The following is a 16,559-nucleotide window of genomic DNA, read 5'->3' on the forward strand; positions in this document are numbered from 1 at the left end:
AGCGGCCTCGATCCGGCCGATCCGCCATTGCGCACCTTTGTATACAGAGACATTAGTTGCAAGCGGCATCTCTGGGCAGGAAGACGCATCGAGGGACAATGGCGAGACGCCCGGCAAATTCAGGAGGAACGATCGTGCGCGGCGGCGGCGTTGCGCTCGGCGAGGCGGTGTTCCGCTCGCTGTGCGAGGCGCTCCAGGCCGGTAGTTATCGCGCAGGCGACCGCCTGCGCGAGGAAGAGGTCGCCCAGCGGCTCAAGGTCAGCCGCACGCCGGTGCGGGAAGCGCTTGGCCGGCTCGCCGCACGCGGCTTCGTCGCCCCTGCCGGTGGCCGCGGGCTGATCGTCCGCAATCTCGACATCTCCGAGGTGCTCGAGCTCTACGCCATGCGTGAGATCATGGAAGGCGCCGCCGCGCGCCTCGCCGCCGAGCACGCCTCAGCGCCGGAGATCGACGCGCTCCGCGATATCGAGCAGGCCTTTGTCGAGGCGTCCGCGACCGACGCAGCCGAGATGGCGCGGCTCAACCGCGCCTTCCACGAGGCCATCTGCCGCGCGGCGCGCAACCGCTATCTCGACAACGCCTCGCGGGAATTGCAGGATTGGATCGCCCTGCTCGGCCCGACCACTTTCGCGGTCACAGGCCGTCCTAAGACGAGTCACGGCGAGCACCAGGCGATCATTGCAGCCATCGCCGCGCGCGACGGCGACAAGGCCGAGCAGCTCGCGCGCGCGCATATCCGCGAGGCGCTGCGCTGCCGGCTGAAACTGTTGCAGAAGCAATAGGCTATCGCCGACGCGATCACGCCTCGAACACACGCGTCAGCAGCCAATATCCGCCCAGAAGACCGATCGCGCCGGACATTGTGTACACCAGCCCCGCCGCCCGCTCCGGCTCCTCCCGGCCGACCGCGGTCAGCCTGTCCAACAAGCCAAGCGCGGGCAACATCAGCGCGACGATCGCGATCTGCCCGATCTCGACACCGACATTGAAGGCGGCCAGCGCCGGAGCGATCGCATCAGACGGCAGCCCGATCTCGCGAAGCACGCCGGCGAAGCCGAAACCGTGGATCAAACCGAACAGAAAAGCCACACGCCAGCGCCGGTCGACCTCGCGCGACAAGAAGTTCTCGACGGCGACGAACACGATCGAAGCCGCGATCGCGGGCTCAACGATGCCGGTCGGGATGACCAGGACGTTCAGGGCCGCCAGCGACAACGTCAGGGAATGAGCGATGGTGAAGGCGGTCACGATCTTGACGACCGGCAAGAGCCGGCGTGCCCACAAGACAATCGCGACCAGGAATGCGATGTGATCGTAGCCGAGGAAGATGTGCTCGATGCCGGTGACGAGATAACGCTGCATCGTAGAGGACAGCGACGGCGGCGCCGTCGAGAGGGTCACCGTCGTGTTGTCGGCGTCGAGCAAGGCCTGCGTCTCGGACCTGCCCTGCGCGATCAGCACCACCTGCCGCGCGGTCCTGTCTTTCTCCGTCAGCACGTTGGAGCGATAGACGATGTCGCCGGTCACGTTCGCGCAGGCAAAGCTGTTGCGATAGATGATGCCGTCACCGTCCGCCAGGATCGCTGCATTTCCGGCGGAGCAGGCCCTGGCACCTCCTGTAACAGCCAAATGCGCGACCATATAGGCGAGGATCGCGGGCTTGGCCGCTTCGACGGCGGCAGGATCGACCGCGTCCCGTCTCGCATCATAAATCTTCGTGCCGATCAGCCGATCGACATCACTGCCCTTCAATCCGAGCTCGGCACTCACCGTGCGATCGGGGCTCAGCGCCAGCCGTGCCGTGACCAGGTTGACCTCATGTGCCTCAGCCGGCAGGCAGAGCAGGACCTGAAGCCACAGCAGCAGCGGCCACTCATGATCCCGCCCCATCGCCGTCAAGCCAGTACATCCGCCACGACCGCCTTTAAAACATCCCGCAGATCGGTGGGCTTCAGCTGGACCTGCAATCCGCGCTGGCCGCCATTGAGATAGACCAGGTCATGGGCGAGCGCGCTCTGCTCAATCACGGTGCCGACCTGCTTGCGCTGCCCAAACGGGCTGATGCCGCCGACCTTGTAGCCGGTGACGCGCTCGGCCTCGGGAGGCTTCATCATCTGCGCCGACTTGCCGCTCGCCGCAGCGGCCAGCTTCTTCATGGAGACCTCTTGGTCGGAGGGCACGACCACGCAGACCGGCTTGCCGTCGACCAGCGCCATCAGCGTCTTCAGGACGCGCGCCGGGTCCTCGCCGAGCGCGGCCGCCGCCTGGAGCCCGATACTCTCGGCGTCGGGATCATAGTCGTAGGTGTGAACGGTGAAGAAAACACCGGCGGCCGTGAGTGCGCGTGTGGCGGAGGTGACTTTGGACATGAGCCAAATCTACCACCGTCATTGCGAGGAGCGAAGCGACGAAGCAATCCAGAATCCTGCCGAGGGGGCAGTCTGGATTGCTTCGCTTCGCTCGCAATGACGGTGTGGGCACTATGCGCCCCACCCATGACGTCCCCTACTCCGCCGCGTCCCGCATCTCGGCGCGCTCGGCACGCGCTGCGCAGAACTTGAACTCCGGGATCTTGCCGAACGGGTCCAGCGCCGGGTTGGTGAGCAGGTTCGCCGCCGCCTCGGCGTAGCAGAACGGCATGAACACCATGTTCTCCGGCACGTCGCGGTCGGAGCGGACCTTGACCTCGACGGCGCCGCGGCGGGTCTCCAGGCGAATGAAATCGCCGGGCACCAGCTTCTTCTTGCGCATGTCCTTCGGCGACATGAACGCGACCGCCTCTGGCTCGATCTGGTCGAGCACCTGGGCGCGGCGGGTCATCGAGCCGGTGTGCCAGTGCTCCAGCACGCGGCCGGTCGAGAGCACCATCGGATATTCATCGTCGGGAATCTCGTCCGGCGGGACGACCTTGGCCGGCACGATCTTGCCGCGGCCGCTCGCAGTCGGGAAGCCCGTGGTGAAGATGATCTCGTTGCCGGGCTTGTCCGGAGCGTCGACCGGATAAGTGACCGCGCCTTCCCGCACCAACCGCTCCCAGGTGATGTTCTTCAGCGATGGCATCAGCTCCGCCATCTCGGTGAAGACGTCGCCAGGCCCGGCATAATTCCACGGCAAGCCCATGCGCTTGCCGATCTCCTGGATGATCCAGAGATCCTGGCGCGCATCGCCGGGCGGCTTGATCACCTGACGCGCCAGCTGCACGCGGCGATCGGTATTGGTGAAGGAGCCGTCCTTCTCGGCGAAGGCCGAGGCCGGCAGGATCACGTCGGCATGAAACGCGGTCTCGGTGACGAAGAGGTCCTGCACCACGAGATGATCGAGCATCGCGAGCGCGTGGCGCGCATGCTGGAGGTCGGGATCGGACATCGCGGGATTCTCGCCCTCGATATACATACCCTTGATCTCGCCGGCATGGATCGCGTTCATGATCTCGACCACGGTCAGGCCGCGGACGGGATCGAGATCCTGCTGCCAGAGCTTTTCGAAGCTGCCGCGCAAATCATCGCGGCCGACCGGCTGGTAGTCCGGCAGGAACATCGGGATCAGGCCGGCATCGGAGGCGCCTTGCACGTTATTCTGGCCGCGCAGCGGATGCAGGCCGGTGCCGGGACGGCCGACCTGGCCGGTGATCAGCGCGAGCGCGATCAGGCAGCGCGCATTGTCGGTGCCATGGACGTGCTGGCTGATGCCCATGCCCCAGAAGATGATCGACGATTTCGCCCGCGCATAGGTGCGCGCCACTTCGCGCAAGGTCTGGGCGGGGATGCCGCAGATCGGCTCCATCTTCTCCGGCGTAAACTCCTTGATCTTCTCCTTGAGGTCCTCGAAGCCCTCGGTGTAGCCGGCGATGTACTGGTCGTCGGTCAGGCCCTCGGTGATGATCGTGTTGATCATCGCGTTCAGCATGGCGACATCGGAGCCCGGCTTGAACTGCAGATGTTTGGTCGCATGGCGCGACAGCGACTGCCGGCGCGGATCCATCACGAACAGTTTTGCGCCGTTCTTCGCCGCATTCTTGATGTAGGTTGCCGCCACCGGGTGATTCACGGTGGGGTTGGCACCAATGACCCAGATGACCTCGGCATCCATGGCAGCGGCGAACGGCGCCGACACTGCACCCGAGCTGAGACCTTCGAACAGTGCCGCGACCGACGAGGCGTGGCACAGGCGGGTGCAATGGTCGACGTTGTTGGAGCCAAAACCGGTGCGCACCAGCTTCTGGAACAAATAGGCCTCTTCGTTCGAGCCCTTGGCCGAGCCGAAGCCGGCCAGCGCCTTCACGCCCTTCTCGTCGCGAATCTTGACGAGGCCCTTGGCGGCGATGTCGAGCGCCTCTTCCCAGCTCGCTTCGCGGAAATGCGTGAACGGATTGGCCGGATCGACCTGATCGTTGGCATCTTTCTTCGCGTTCGGCAGCCGCACCAGCGGCTTCGTCAGGCGATGCGGATGGTGGATGTAGTCGAAGCCGAAGCGGCCCTTGACGCAGAGACGATTGTGGTTGGCGGGGCCGTCGCGGCCTTCCGCATAGATCACCTTTTCGTCCTTGACCTCGTAGGTGACCTGGCAGCCGACGCCGCAGAACGGGCAGAGCGAATCGACCTTCCGGTCGGCATACGTGACGCGGGTCTGCGCCTCGTCCAGCATCACGGCCGGCATCAAGGCGCCGGTCGGGCAGGCCTGCACGCATTCGCCGCAGGCAACGCAGGTGGACTCGCCCATGGGATCGTCGAAGTCGAATACGATCTTGGCGCCGGCATTGCGATAAGCCATGCCGATGACGTCGTTGACCTGGACCTCGCGGCAGGCGCGCACGCACAGGCCGCACTGGATGCAGGCATCGAGGTTGACGCGCATCGCCGGATGGCTGGCATCGGTTGCCCAGCGCTCGGCGGCGGGGAAGCGGCTCTCGGTGACACCCGTGGTCTCGGCCCAGTGCCAGAACTTCGAATCCGGATCGTGGCTGGTCTCGCGCGCCGGCTGGTCGGCGACCAGCAGCTCCATCACCATCTTCTGCGCAGCAGTCGCACGGGCGCTCTCGGTCTTCACCTTCATGCCGACTGACGGCGTGCGCTTGCAGGACGCGGCGAGCACGCGCTCGCCCTCGATCTCGACCATGCAGGCGCGGCAATTGCCGTCGGGGCGATAGTCCGGCGCCGGCGAGTAGCAGAGATGCGGAATGTCGCGGCCCTGGCGTTTTGCGACCTGCCAGATCGTCTCGCCCGGCTTGGCCTCGACCTGCTTGCCATCGAGTTCGAACGTAATCTTGGTCATTCGGCCGCTTCCTTGAACTCGTCAGGGAAATATTTGATCACGGAGGACAGCGGATTCGATGCCGCCTGTCCGAGCCCGCAGATCGAGGCATCGCGCATCGCCTGGCTCAATTCTTCCAGCAAGGCACGGTTCCAGACAGGCCTTTGCATCAGCAGCGCCGCCTTTTGGGTACCGACGCGACACGGCGTGCACTGGCCGCAGCTCTCGTCCTCGAAGAACTTCATCAGGTTCAGTGCGGCTGTCCGCACGCTGTCCTTGTGCGATAGGATCACGATCGCAGCCGAGCCGATGAAGCAGCCGTATTTCTCCAGCGTGCCGAAATCGAGCGGGATGTCGTCCATCGAGGCCGGCAGAATGCCGCCGGACGCACCGCCCGGCAGATACGCGTAGAACTGATGACCGTCGGCCATGCCGCCGCAATATTCTTCGATCAGCTCGCGCACGGTGATGCCCGCGGGCGCGAGCTTCATGCCGGGATTCTTGACGCGTCCCGAGACCGAGAAGCTGCGCAAACCATGACGCTCGTGACGGCCATGGCCCTTCCACCAATCGGCGCCCTTCTCGACGATATCGCGCACCCACCACAACGTCTCGATATTGTTGATCAGCGTCGGCAGGCCGAACAGGCCGACCTGGAACGGGTAAGGCGGCTTGTGCCGGGGCAGGCCGCGCTTGCCCTCGATGCTCTCCAGCAGAGAGGATTCCTCGCCGCAGATGTAGGCGCCGGCGCCCCGGCGCAGGTGCAGCGTCGGGCCGCCTGGCGGAAGCTTTGCGATCTCGCGCTGGAGGATCTCGCGGGAGGCCGGATATTCGTCGCGCAGATAGATGTAGACGTCGCTCGCCTGCACCACGTGCGCGCCGATCAGCATGCCCTCGATGAACCGATGCGGATCGGTTTCAAGGTAGTAGCGGTCCTTGAACGTGCCGGGCTCGCCCTCGTCGCCGTTGATCGCCATCAGCCGAGGCCCGGGCTCGCCCAGCACGGCGCGCCATTTGCGCCCCGTGGGGAAGCCGGCGCCGCCAAGGCCGCGCAGCGAAGCGTCGTCGAGCGCTTTCAGGAGATCGTCCTTCGACAATTCGCCGGAGCGCAGGCGGTTGAGCAGCTTGTAGCCGCCATCGGCGACGTAGGCATCGTACTCGATATATTTGGGCAGATGCGCGTGCGTGTCGCCGGCCTTCGCCGTCGCCATAACGTCGGCGACGGTCGCGTGGTCGACGAAATTGTGCCCAACCTCAGCTGCCGGCGCTGTGTCGCAGCGGCCGACGCAGGGCGCGCGCACGACGCGGATGCCGGGACCTGACGCGCTCTTGAGATCCTCGAGCAGCTTCTCGCCGCCCAGCATCGCGCAGGTGAGCGAATCGCAGACGCGGATCGTCAGCGGGGGAATGTCGGGCTCACCTTCCTTCACCACGTCGAAATGCGCATAGAAGGTCGCGGTCTCGAACACCTCGGCGAAGGCGAGCTTCATCTCGTCGGCGAGCGCGGCCAGATGCGCAGCCGAGATCTGGTGATACTTGTCCTGGATCAGGTGCAGATATTCGATCAACAGATCGCGTCGTCGCGGCCTGTCGCCAAGCAACAACTCGATCTCATGCGCGGCCTCGGGATCGACCTGCCGCCCCTTGGGGGTCGCCTTGGCGCGTCGGCGTCCCTCACCGGGATGCTCGAAGGAGCGGACCTTGTGCACGTCCTCGTGGCTCATCGATTCGTCTCGATCTCGTCTTCTAGAACGGCTCACTTTTAGCCTCTGGCATGCCAGATGCCAAGCAAATTATCATGCGTGCGGAAGCGGTTACGCTGCACAGCTCAAGAGAGCCCGGGGGCAATCCCGGATCTGCCCCGGGCACGGCCCTGCGTTCTTCAACGGGGCCGAGCGAAGCCCGAATTGAGCGGGAGATCAATAAAGGCGTCTCATGCTGCGATAGCGAAGTCGTATCGAATTCGCCTGAGGCGCGGCGGGAGCGCAGGCCGCCGCCGTGAACATTCGCCTTTCTACGGGGCGTCGCTCTTTTCGACCAGGAACACGATGCGCGCCTCGTTGCGCTCGGTGATCTCGACCTTGTCGCCGGTCTCGCGGATCAGATTGGGAATATCGATCACAGAGAGCGGATCTGTACAGTGAACTTCGAGCTGGTCCCCCGCCTTGAGCGGCTTGAGCGCCTTGCGCGTCTTGAGGGCCGGCAGCGGGCATTTCAGCCCGGTGAGATCAAGTGTCGTCCTGGTCATGGCCGCACCATGGCGGGGCGGAGCAGCTGCGTCAACGTGAGAGGCATCAGATCAGGCTGGCGTAGGGCAGGAAACCGACCTCCTGTCCCGGCTCGACATTCGTGATGTCCTCGCCGAGCTCGACGAGGCCGTCGGTCTCGACCAGGGAGGACAAGAGCCCGGCGCCTTCGCGCGGGAACTTGATCGCCTCGAGCCCGCCGTCCTGCGCGCGCCGCAGCGAGGCGCGCACATATTCACGCCGGCCGGTCTTCTTCTTGTAGGTGAACGCCGCGCGCAGCGGGATCGGCAAGAGCGGCTCCGGCAAGGCGCCCGACAGCGCCAACACCGTCGGTCGCACCACGTGGACGAATGTCACGAAGCTCGCGACGGGATTGCCGGGCAGTCCGATCAGCGGCGTGCCGTCGATGATGCCCATCGCCACGGGACGGCCCGGCTTGATCGCCATCCGCCACAGCACCAGCGAGCCGATGCTCTCCACGGCCGCCTTGACGTGATCCTCCTCGCCGGTCGAGACGCCGCCGGTGGTGAGGATGAGGTCATGGTCGCCCGCAACCTGCTTCAGACCGCTCGCCAGCGACGTTCGCTCGTCGCGCAGAATGCCGAGATCGCTGACCTCGCAGCCGAGCCGCCGCAGCATCGCCATCAGCATGAAGCGATTGGAATCGAACAATTGCGAGGCGGCGCGCGGCTCGCCGGGCGAGGCCAGTTCGTCGCCGGTCGAGAACACGGCGACACGGATGCGCCTGACGACGTCGAGCCTTGTCAGGCCGAACGCGGCGGCAAGGGCGACATGTTGCGGCCGCAGGCGCTGGCCAGCGCGGAGCGCGACCTGACCTTGCGGAATGTCCTCGCCTGCGGGCCGGACATTGGCGCCCGGCTTCAGCCCCGGCGGCAGCACGATCCTGCCGGACTCATCGATGCGCACGTCCTCCTGCATGAAGACGGTCTCCGCGTCCGGCGGCATCGGCGCGCCGGTAAAGATGCGCGCGGTGTGGCCGGGCTTGATCGGTGCTTGCGCAAGTCCGCCGGCCTGGATACGCCCGTCGAGCGGGAACGCCTGCTCCGCGCGTGCCGGAAGGTCGGCGTTGCGCAGCGCATAACCGTCGACGGCGGAGTTGGTGAACGGAGGCAGCGGCAAAGGCGCGGCCACATCGCCCGCGAGCACGCGCCCGTCGGCATCGACCAGCGCCACCGTCTCGAGATCGACGATCGCGTTGACGCGCGTCGTGATGAGGCCGACGGCTTCGTCGACCGACATCATCGGGCCGCCGAAGGCAAAGCAATCGTCCGACAGTTGCGCCATGGTGCCTCGTCAGCGTATTGCGGCGCTTCTTGCCAAAGCTTCCTCGAGCGGCATCGCCGCCCGTAGCATCAATGCCGCGACAGCCGCGATATCGTCGAGATGGACAGTCGGGAGCCTCGTGTCAATCGCGACGTCAGTCGCAATCCCGGCAATTCCGGGATCGTCCGGAAACAGCAGCGGCTTGCCGTTGGCGGCACGATGCACCTCGATCTTGCGATGCGGCTCCCGCTTGAAGCCCTCGACCACGACAAGATCGACCGCGGAGAGCTTGTCGAGCAGCTCCGGCAGCCGCGGCTCCGCCGCCCCGCGCAGCTCATGCATCAGCGCCCAGCGTTTCGACGAAGCGACCAGAACCTCCGCCGCGCCGGCCTCGCGATGGCGCCAGGAATCCTTACCGGGCACGTCCACGTCGAACTGGTGATGCGCATGCTTGATCACGGAGACGCGCAGGCCTTGCGCGTTGAAATGCGGGATCAGCCGCGTCAACAGCGTGGTCTTGCCTGCACCGCTCCAGCCTGCAAGGCCGATGACTTTCATGACCGTTCGATCTCCGCCAACGGCTCGCTAGCCGATGGAACTACCAGCCTTTCCACCGTCATTGCGAGCGCAGCGAAGCAATCCAGGCTGTCTCCGCGGGGGCATTCCTGGATTGCTTCGCTGCGCTCGCAATGACGAACGAAGGCATCTTGCCCATTACCGACCATGCATATATCGGCTTGATCCGAATGTCATGCTAACCTCGCCGCCATGATGAAGATCGACAAAGCCCCGGTACCCCTGATCGTCCCCAATCCGGACGACCCACGCCTGACCCAGAGCGTGACCGGCACCGACCAGACCGGCGCCAGGGTCGAGATCAAGGTGCCGATGGAGCGGCCGCTGACGCTCTATTTGAACGCGCAGGAGATCGTCACCATGATGACGATCGGCGACTATCCGGAATATCTGGCGCTCGGCTATCTGCTGAACCAGAACATGCTGAAATATAACGACGTGGTCACCGAGGTCGAGTACGACGACGACCTCCAAGTAGTCGTCGTGCGCACCTCACACCACACCAATTTCGAGGCCAAGCTGAAGAAGCGCACGCAGACCTCCGGTTGCGCGCAGGGCACCGCCTTCGGCGACCTCTTGGAGGCGGTCGAGAGCGTCGCGCTGCCCAAGGCGGAGCTGCGCACCTCCTGGCTCTACCAGATGACGCAGACCATCAACACCATGCCCTCGCTTTATCTGGAAGCGGGTGCGATCCACGGCTGCGTGCTGTGCAAGGAGGGCACCCCCCTCTGCTACACCGAAGACGTCGGCCGCCACAACGCCGTCGACAAGATCGCGGGCTGGATGTACCGCCACGGTGTCGACGCTTCCGACAAGATCCTCTACACCACGGGACGCCTCACCTCGGAAATGGTGATCAAGACCGTCCGCATGGGCATTCCGATCCTGGTGTCGCGCTCCGGCTTCACAGCCTGGGGTGTCGATCTCGCAAGGCAGGTCGGCCTGACGCTGGTCGGGCGCACTCGCGGAAAGCGCTTCATCGCGCTCGCAGGCGAAGAGCGCATCGTCTACGACCAGAACCTCGCTTATGTCGAAGAGGAATCGGCCAAGCACAAGCGCAAGGGTGAAGGCGGTGACGACTGACATGTCCGCAGCGCGCGTTCCGCCGACTCTTGGCGTGCTGCTCGCCGGCGGACGCGCACGGCGCATGGGCGGCGGCGACAAGCCGATGCGCACCATCGGCGGCCACACCATTCTGGAACGCGTGATCGCGCGCCTTGCGCCTCAGTGCAGCGGACTGATCCTGAACGCCAACGGCGATCCCGCTCGCTTTGCCGCGTTCGGCTTGCAGGTCGTCGCCGACGACGTGCCCGGCTTTCCCGGTCCCCTCGCCGGCATCCTCGCGGCGCTCGACTGGACCGCGGCGAACCGGCCGGAGATCGCATGGGTGCTCAGCGCCGCCGGCGATTGCCCGTTCCTGCCGCGCGATCTCGTCGTGCGCTTGCATGAGGCGCGCGCGCGTGAGAACGCGCAGCTTGCGGTCGCCGCATCAGGTGCGCAGTCGCATCCGGTGATCGGCCTGTGGAGCGTCGCATTGCGCGAGGAGCTGCGCCACGCGCTCGTGGTCGAAGACCTCCGCAAAATCGACCGCTGGACCGCGCGCTATCCGCTCGCGACGGTGACGTGGCCGAGCGAGCCGCTCGATCCGTTCTTCAATGCCAACACGGTCGAGGACATTGCCGAGGCTGAGCGGCTGGCGGCGCTGGATGACGCATCCTAAACCGGTGCGTCGAGCTGTTGGCCATGAACCCGACCGAGCAAGGGAGCGACCAACGATTGGTATGTTGCCCCGGATGAATCATGGCCGACTCTCTCTTGGATGTCGTTTTCGGTGTCGTCGATCTCGCGCTCGATGTTTCGGATGTGATCGATCGCACGAAGCAGCTGAGCAAGCCTGACCTCGTCGAGGTCCCGCCGGACCCGAAGCCGTTGCCAGCCGCCGCGCAGCGTGCGCCGTCCGAGGCCGAGGAGCGAGACCGCAAGCGCGAGCAGCCGGACCAAGCCGCCGGCGCCACCGACCAGGCGTCGGAACCGTAGACCTAGTTGTCTTCTACGCAGGCCGGAAACCCGCGCGCTCGAGTGCGGCGCGCGCTGCGTGCGAGCCCAGCGCGTCGAGAAATGCCCGCACGGCCGGCCGGTCTTTGCGCGCGGTCACCAGCGCGAAATCGTAATGCTCTTCGGCCAGCGGAATGAAACCGAGGCCAACGGCGTGGGCGACCGGCGCAATGGTCATGCCCCAGTCGGCGCGGTGCTGCGCCACGGCCGCCGCCACCGCATTGTGCGAGCGCGGCTGGTTCCAGTAGCCTTCCGGACGCGCGCCGCCGAGCAGCCGGTCGATCAGGATGCGCGTGCCGGCGCCCTGGTTGCGGTTGACCATGATGCAGGTGGGGTCGGCGAGCGCAGCGGCTACAGCATCCTTTGCGCTCAGGCCCTCGAAGCGTTTGTCGCCCTTGCGGAAGACAACGCCTTGCATCCGCCGCCAGCCGGCGACGAGTTCGAGTCCTTCGGCAAGGTAAGGCGTGTTGTAGGTCTCGCTCTTGTCGTCGAACAGATGGATCGGCGCGAGGTCGCATTCGCCACGCTTGGCCGCCGCCAATCCTCCCAGGCTGCCGACCGCGATCGAGCGCACGGTGAGACCGGCATGCGCGAGCTGTGCAGTGACGAGATCGAGGCCGGTGCAATGGCTGCCGACGATGACGAGATCGGGCACGCGTACATGCGGCGTGAACAGCGTCACCTCCGTCTCGGTCCCGGCCGACATCTGGTCGGCCAGTGCGTCGATGCGCAGAAAGCCGTCCGCCTGGGCAAAGGACGTGATCGCCCCAGAGCCCTTGCCAGAGGGGTAGGCGATGAGCCCCTCCCTGGCCTGGACCAGCGAAACCATGACGAATTCGGTGCGGCCGAGCTCGGAGGCGATGCGCACCGGCACGGTCGCGTTCACCTTGGCATCGGAGCGCGGCGGCAGTCCGGCCATCCTGCGCAGCACCGGCACGATCATGTCGTGGAAGGTAAACATCGCCGAGGTCGGAAAGCCCGGCAGGATCACGACAGGCTTGCCGTCGCACACCGCAAGGCACAACGGCTTGCCGGGCTTGAGCGCGACGCCATGGGCGATGATGCCGGGTGCGCCGAGCCTGGCGATGATGCGATGAGAGAGGTCGCCCGCGCCTTTCGACGTGCCGCCCGACAGCACCAGCATGTCGGCGTCCGCAAGCGCGTTGCGCATGGCAGTTTCGAGCCTGGCTTCGTCGTCCGGAACGGCGCCGAGGAAGACGGCCTCGCCACCGTTTTCGTCGATCGCGGCGGCGACGATGGCGCCATTGGTATCGTAGATCTCGGCAGGCGCGAGCACCTCGCCGGGCTGAACCAGCTCGTCGCCGGTGGAGATCACGGCAACCCGCGGCCTGCCCGCGACGCTCACCTCGGCGATGCCGCAAGCCGCCAGCATACCGATCTCACGCGAGCCGATGATGGTGCCGGCGCGCAGCAGCGCCTCGCCGCGCGCGATGTCGGACCCGGCATACGAGACGAATTGCCCCGGCGAGACGGCGCGACGGACATCGATGGCATCCTGGCCGGCCGGCTGGGTGTGCTCGACCATCACCACGGCATCGGCGCCGCGCGGCAACGGACCTCCGGTGGCGATCGCCGTCGCGGTTCCGGCCGCTACCTGCAGCGTCGGCGCGGTCCCGCAATGAATGGTCTCGCTATTCAGCGCAAGGCGCACGGGCGCGCCCTCGCCGGCCGCCGCAAGGTCGGCGGAACGCACGGCAAAGCCGTCGACATTGGAGCGGTCGAAGGGCGGCACGTCGATCGGCGCCGTGATATCTTCGGCGAGGGCAGCGCCCAGCGCAGCTGCGAGCTTGCGCGTTTCGGTGCGGCGCGCGCGCGGGAACAAAGCCGCCTCGAAGCGCGCCAAGGCCTCCTCGCGCGACAGGATCTTGAGGAACTGCTCCTGCTCGAGCGCGCTGCGGTCCGGTGATTTCGGGATCATCGTCATGCCAGAACCCTTATCACGCCCGCATCAGATCCGCATCGATCGGCGTACCTGCCGCAAATCCCTCGTCGCTGGCGGAAATGAGCAGCCAAGCGTCCGCACGGGCGATGGCCTGAAGCGGCCATTCGCCCACGGCAAGCGGCATCCAGGCACGATGTTCCTCAGCCAGCAAAGCGATCTCCGTGATGCCGACGCTGGAGGCGATCTTTCGCGCAAGCGGCAGCGACACTTTTCGACGCGGCCGACGCGCCGACAAACGGCTGACGAACGGCAGCACGAGTGCAAGCCAAGCTGCAAGCGCATGATCGGGCGAGCCGGGCAAGGCGATAGCGGGAACCCGCCCCAGCCGGCCGACCGCGGCGGTGCGTCCCGGCTGGAGCGCAAGGCCGTGCGCCATCACCTCGCCGCGCCGGGCGAGGGCCGCGATCGCGGCGTCCTGGCGGCCGACGCCGCTACCGCCGATGGTCAGCAGAACATCGCAGGAGGACGCATCGAGCGCATCGGCGATCGACGCTTCATCGCGCGCACGCGCCTCACGCGTTTCCACATCCAGTCCCGCTGCGTGCGCGATCCCGGCAATCATCTGCGCCGCGACTGTTCCACTCGGCACATTGACGATGCGCAGCCGCGGCCGCCTCACGGCGATTTTCTCCACGCCCGCCACGCGCGCCAGCAGCAGGTCCGTCGCACCGATGGGATGGCCCTCGGCGCCCGCGGCCATGCCCGCGGCAATGTCGCTGCCGGCGCGCCTGACACCCTGCCCCGGCGCGCCCTCTGCGAGCACCTGGGCAAGCGGCCCCGACGTTTCCACGGCGTCGGCATCGAGCACGCAGTCGCATCCCGCCGGCATCGCCTCACCCGCCTCGACCCATGCAGGGGACATTGCCAGCGGCACGGGCGAGTAAGCGGATGCCCCGACGAGATCGTTGGCAGATAGGGCCCAACCGTCCACGGCCGCAACGTCGCGGGAAGGATAGGCGGCAAGCATCGGCGCACCCGCCGCGATGCAGCCGATTGCGTCCGCAAGCTTCACCTCCACCGGCGCGACGGGATCAACGCCCCGCAGCAGCGCGGCGAGCGCGGTGTCGAGCGGCGTGAGCGAGGGCGGCAGGCGCTGGGTCATGCGCCATGAGGACCATGCATCGTCCGGTTTGGCAACCGCCGGCGGTGCCAGCCTCAGCCCTCAGCCGCCCGACCTGTCCGAATTGGGGAAGAACAGCTGCTGCCCGTCGACCTTGTAGCCGGCGATCGCCGCCTGCCCCTCCGGCGAGGTCAGCCAATCGACGAAAGTCTGCGCGAGGTCCTTCTTCACGTTCGGGAACTTCGCAGGATTCACCAGCATCACGCCATATTGGTTGAGCAGCCGCCGGTCGCCTTCGACGACGATGTCAAGATCGCCGCGATCGACGAAGGCGATCCAGCTGCGGCGATCCGCCAGCACATAGGCATTGGCGGCGCGCGCGGCCTCGAGCGAGGCGGCCATGCCGGGGCCGGCCTCGCGATACCAGGCGCCCTTGGCGCCGGCAATGTCGATGCCGGCGACGATCCAAAGCGCGAGTTCCGCGGCATGAGTGCCCGATCGATCGCCACGCGTCACGAACGGCGCGCCCTTGGCTTCGATCGCCTTCAGCGCCGTCGCGATGTCCTTGCCTTTTACGCCCGCGGGATCGCTCTTCGGCCCGATCAGCACATAATCGCTGTACATCACGTCGTAGCGCTTCACACCAAAGCCGTCGGCGACGAACTTCTCCTCCTGAGGCCGCGCGTGCATCAGCACGACGTCCACCTCGCCCCGCCGCGCGCCATCGAGCACTTCGTCGGCGCGCCGCGCAATCACGGTGACGTCGATGCCGGTCCTGTCGCGGAAGATCGATAGCAGATAGTCGAGCAGGCCGGATTCCTGCGTCGCCGTCGTCGAAGCGAGGACGATGCTGCGGTCCTCTGCGGCCGAAGCCGCAACGCCTGCGGCCAGGCCGCAGAGAAGCGCAAGTGCAACGGACAGGCGGCCCATGCTCGGGTTCCCTCAGGTTTGACGCGATCATGATGATGATCGATTGCGCCGCACTCGTGACGCGTTTTTGCACTGCCGGCCGGGAAATTTCGGCAACTTCATCGAGGCGCACCGCGCGCGCGATCTCTTTAGGATCGTTCACCAAAGCAAAAATCGCGCGTGCGGATGTGTTGCAAAGCAGCGAGATGATCGGGCATGGTTCCCCGCGACAAAAATCTGAAATGCAGAATTCCACCTGCGTCGGACGTCAAAAAGAAGCAAGAATTTGCATAGGAATGCAGGATGGAATTCCTGACCACCAGCGAAGCCGCCGATTACCTTCGGCTCGGCGAACGCAAGCTTTACGAGCTCGTCACCACCGGTGCGATCCCCTGCAGCAAGGTGACGGGGAAATGGCTCTTCCCACGGCACGAGCTCGACCTCTGGGTCCTGTCGGGCCTCGCGCGACCGGCCGGCATGTTGATCAGCGAGCCGCCGCCGGTGGTCGGCGGCAGCCACGACGATCTGCTCGATTGGAGTTTGCGCGAGTCCGGCTCGGGGCTCGGATCGATGAGCGAGGGCAGCGCGCGCGGGATCGAGCGCTTGCAGCGCAATGAGGTGATGGCTGCGGCGGTGCACTTCCACGCCCTCGACACCGGCGACAATTTCGCCAGCGATGCCAGTATCGAAGCGCTGCGGACCACGCCGGACCTGCATGATGCGGTGCTGGTCGCGTTCGTGCGCCGCGAAGAAGGTCTCCTGCTGCAACACGGCAACCCCAAGCACCTGCGCGGCCTGACCGACGTGCTCGCAACCGGGGCCCGGATGGCGATGCGGCAACAGGGCACGGGCGCGCAGATGCTGCTCGACGTGCTGCTGAAGCGCGCGGGCGCCTCGATGCGGGACTTGCGCCGGATCGAGACGCCGGCGCTGACCGGCCCGGATCTTGCCGAGCTGGTTCGCGCCGGCCAGGCCGATTGCGGCATCGCGACGCGCGCGGTGGCGCGCTCGGCCGGTCTCGATTTCGTGCCGCTGGTCTGGGAGAATTTCGATCTTGCGATGCGGCAGCGCAGCTATTTCCGCCCCGCCATGCAGGCCTTGCTCCGCTTCCTGAACGAGCGGCGGCTGCGCCAGCGCGCGGAGGAGCTGACCGGCTACGATCCCTCCCCCGCAGGACAGATCCGCTTCGCAGCCTGACATTGACGCCAGCCCCCCA

Annotated in this window: 15 protein-coding genes; 5 read left to right on the top strand and 10 right to left on the bottom strand. The window is 66.1% G+C overall.

Going from position 1 to position 16,559, the window contains the following annotated elements; genetic code table 11:
* Positions 1-98 precede the first annotated feature (98 nt).
* The gene (locus tag HZZ16_RS13160; RefSeq protein ID WP_197948879.1) at positions 99-782 is read left to right on the top strand and encodes a GntR family transcriptional regulator; all 684 of its coding nucleotides are present in this window, start codon (positions 99-101) and stop codon (positions 780-782) included.
* Positions 783-798: 16 nt separating this feature from the next.
* Here HZZ16_RS13160 and HZZ16_RS13165 read toward each other — a convergent pair whose 3' ends face one another.
* The 7 genes from HZZ16_RS13165 to mobB form a co-directional block, all read right to left on the bottom strand.
* Complete coding sequence (locus tag HZZ16_RS13165; protein ID WP_197948973.1) at positions 799-1,890, bottom strand: HupE/UreJ family protein; 1,092 nt, start codon at positions 1,888-1,890, stop codon at positions 799-801.
* Between the two features lie 5 nt (positions 1,891-1,895).
* Positions 1,896-2,369, bottom strand: a complete 474-nt coding sequence (gene ybaK, locus HZZ16_RS13170) for a Cys-tRNA(Pro) deacylase (RefSeq protein ID WP_197948880.1) — start codon at positions 2,367-2,369, stop codon at positions 1,896-1,898.
* A 136-nt stretch (positions 2,370-2,505) separates the two neighbouring features.
* Positions 2,506-5,271: a formate dehydrogenase subunit alpha gene (fdhF, locus tag HZZ16_RS13175; protein WP_197948881.1), complete on the bottom strand. Its 2,766-nt coding sequence runs from the start codon at positions 5,269-5,271 to the stop codon at positions 2,506-2,508.
* A complete protein-coding gene (locus HZZ16_RS13180; protein ID WP_197948882.1) occupies positions 5,268-6,974 on the bottom strand; it encodes an NADH-ubiquinone oxidoreductase-F iron-sulfur binding region domain-containing protein in 1,707 nt (568 codons plus the stop codon). Before HZZ16_RS13180 ends, fdhF begins: the two co-directional genes overlap by 4 nt.
* Positions 6,975-7,264: 290 nt before the next feature.
* Positions 7,265-7,498, bottom strand: coding sequence for a sulfurtransferase TusA family protein (locus HZZ16_RS13185; protein ID WP_036011410.1), 234 nt, complete (start codon positions 7,496-7,498; stop codon positions 7,265-7,267).
* A 46-nt stretch (positions 7,499-7,544) separates the two neighbouring features.
* Positions 7,545-8,801, bottom strand: coding sequence for a molybdopterin molybdotransferase MoeA (locus HZZ16_RS13190; RefSeq protein ID WP_197948883.1), 1,257 nt, complete (start codon positions 8,799-8,801; stop codon positions 7,545-7,547).
* 9 nt (positions 8,802-8,810) lie between these two features.
* Complete coding sequence (gene mobB, locus HZZ16_RS13195; RefSeq protein ID WP_197948884.1) at positions 8,811-9,338, bottom strand: molybdopterin-guanine dinucleotide biosynthesis protein B; 528 nt, start codon at positions 9,336-9,338, stop codon at positions 8,811-8,813.
* 210 nt (positions 9,339-9,548) lie between these two features.
* On the opposite strand from mobB, the gene fdhD reads away from it, so the two are divergent.
* The 3 genes from fdhD to HZZ16_RS13210 all read left to right on the top strand — a co-directional run bounded on the left by fdhD (position 9,549) and on the right by HZZ16_RS13210 (position 11,393).
* A complete protein-coding gene (gene fdhD, locus HZZ16_RS13200; RefSeq protein ID WP_036011418.1) occupies positions 9,549-10,439 on the top strand; it encodes a formate dehydrogenase accessory sulfurtransferase FdhD in 891 nt (296 codons plus the stop codon).
* A gap of 1 nt (position 10,440) precedes the next feature.
* Entirely contained in the window at positions 10,441-11,076 is a 636-nt protein-coding gene (mobA, locus tag HZZ16_RS13205; RefSeq protein WP_197948885.1) for a molybdenum cofactor guanylyltransferase MobA, read from the top strand.
* A gap of 80 nt (positions 11,077-11,156) precedes the next feature.
* The gene (locus tag HZZ16_RS13210; protein WP_197948886.1) at positions 11,157-11,393 is read left to right on the top strand and encodes a hypothetical protein; all 237 of its coding nucleotides are present in this window, start codon (positions 11,157-11,159) and stop codon (positions 11,391-11,393) included.
* Between the two features lie 13 nt (positions 11,394-11,406).
* Here HZZ16_RS13210 and HZZ16_RS13215 read toward each other — a convergent pair whose 3' ends face one another.
* Genes HZZ16_RS13215 through HZZ16_RS13225 form a run of 3 tightly spaced genes read right to left on the bottom strand, consistent with a single transcriptional unit; the run spans position 11,407 to position 15,364 of the window.
* Positions 11,407-13,356: a molybdopterin biosynthesis protein gene (locus HZZ16_RS13215; protein ID WP_197948887.1), complete on the bottom strand. Its 1,950-nt coding sequence runs from the start codon at positions 13,354-13,356 to the stop codon at positions 11,407-11,409.
* A gap of 13 nt (positions 13,357-13,369) precedes the next feature.
* Positions 13,370-14,476 (bottom strand): molybdopterin-binding protein, encoded by a 1,107-nt coding sequence (locus HZZ16_RS13220; RefSeq protein WP_197948888.1) that lies wholly within the window; start codon positions 14,474-14,476, stop codon positions 13,370-13,372.
* Positions 14,477-14,536: 60 nt separating this feature from the next.
* Positions 14,537-15,364 (bottom strand): ABC transporter substrate-binding protein, encoded by an 828-nt coding sequence (locus HZZ16_RS13225; protein ID WP_197948889.1) that lies wholly within the window; start codon positions 15,362-15,364, stop codon positions 14,537-14,539.
* 282 nt (positions 15,365-15,646) lie between these two features.
* On the opposite strand from HZZ16_RS13225, the gene HZZ16_RS13230 reads away from it, so the two are divergent.
* On the top strand, positions 15,647-16,540 hold the full coding sequence (locus HZZ16_RS13230; RefSeq protein ID WP_197948890.1) for a substrate-binding domain-containing protein: 894 nt from the start codon (positions 15,647-15,649) through the stop codon (positions 16,538-16,540).
* Positions 16,541-16,559: the final 19 nt, after the last annotated feature.

The sequence above is a fragment of the Bradyrhizobium glycinis genome (assembly GCF_016031655.1).
Taxonomy (GTDB): Bacteria; Pseudomonadota; Alphaproteobacteria; order Rhizobiales; family Xanthobacteraceae; genus Bradyrhizobium; species Bradyrhizobium glycinis.

Excerpts from the sequence above, each read along its gene's own strand:
- HZZ16_RS13160 (WP_197948879.1), top strand. The coding sequence starts at position 99 with ATGGCGAGACGCCCGGCAAATTCAGGAGGAACGATCGTGCGCGGCGGC.
- HZZ16_RS13165 (WP_197948973.1), bottom strand. The coding sequence starts at position 1,890 with ATGGGGCGGGATCATGAGTGGCCGCTGCTGCTGTGGCTTCAGGTCCTG.
- ybaK (WP_197948880.1), bottom strand. The coding sequence starts at position 2,369 with ATGTCCAAAGTCACCTCCGCCACACGCGCACTCACGGCCGCCGGTGTT.
- fdhF (WP_197948881.1), bottom strand. The coding sequence starts at position 5,271 with ATGACCAAGATTACGTTCGAACTCGATGGCAAGCAGGTCGAGGCCAAG.
- HZZ16_RS13180 (WP_197948882.1), bottom strand. The coding sequence starts at position 6,974 with ATGAGCCACGAGGACGTGCACAAGGTCCGCTCCTTCGAGCATCCCGGT.
- HZZ16_RS13185 (WP_036011410.1), bottom strand. The coding sequence starts at position 7,498 with ATGACCAGGACGACACTTGATCTCACCGGGCTGAAATGCCCGCTGCCG.
- HZZ16_RS13190 (WP_197948883.1), bottom strand. The coding sequence starts at position 8,801 with ATGGCGCAACTGTCGGACGATTGCTTTGCCTTCGGCGGCCCGATGATG.
- mobB (WP_197948884.1), bottom strand. The coding sequence starts at position 9,338 with ATGAAAGTCATCGGCCTTGCAGGCTGGAGCGGTGCAGGCAAGACCACG.
- fdhD (WP_036011418.1), top strand. The coding sequence starts at position 9,549 with ATGATGAAGATCGACAAAGCCCCGGTACCCCTGATCGTCCCCAATCCG.
- mobA (WP_197948885.1), top strand. The coding sequence starts at position 10,441 with ATGTCCGCAGCGCGCGTTCCGCCGACTCTTGGCGTGCTGCTCGCCGGC.
- HZZ16_RS13210 (WP_197948886.1), top strand. The coding sequence starts at position 11,157 with ATGGCCGACTCTCTCTTGGATGTCGTTTTCGGTGTCGTCGATCTCGCG.
- HZZ16_RS13215 (WP_197948887.1), bottom strand. The coding sequence starts at position 13,356 with ATGACGATGATCCCGAAATCACCGGACCGCAGCGCGCTCGAGCAGGAG.
- HZZ16_RS13220 (WP_197948888.1), bottom strand. The coding sequence starts at position 14,476 with ATGACCCAGCGCCTGCCGCCCTCGCTCACGCCGCTCGACACCGCGCTC.
- HZZ16_RS13225 (WP_197948889.1), bottom strand. The coding sequence starts at position 15,364 with ATGGGCCGCCTGTCCGTTGCACTTGCGCTTCTCTGCGGCCTGGCCGCA.
- HZZ16_RS13230 (WP_197948890.1), top strand. The coding sequence starts at position 15,647 with ATGGAATTCCTGACCACCAGCGAAGCCGCCGATTACCTTCGGCTCGGC.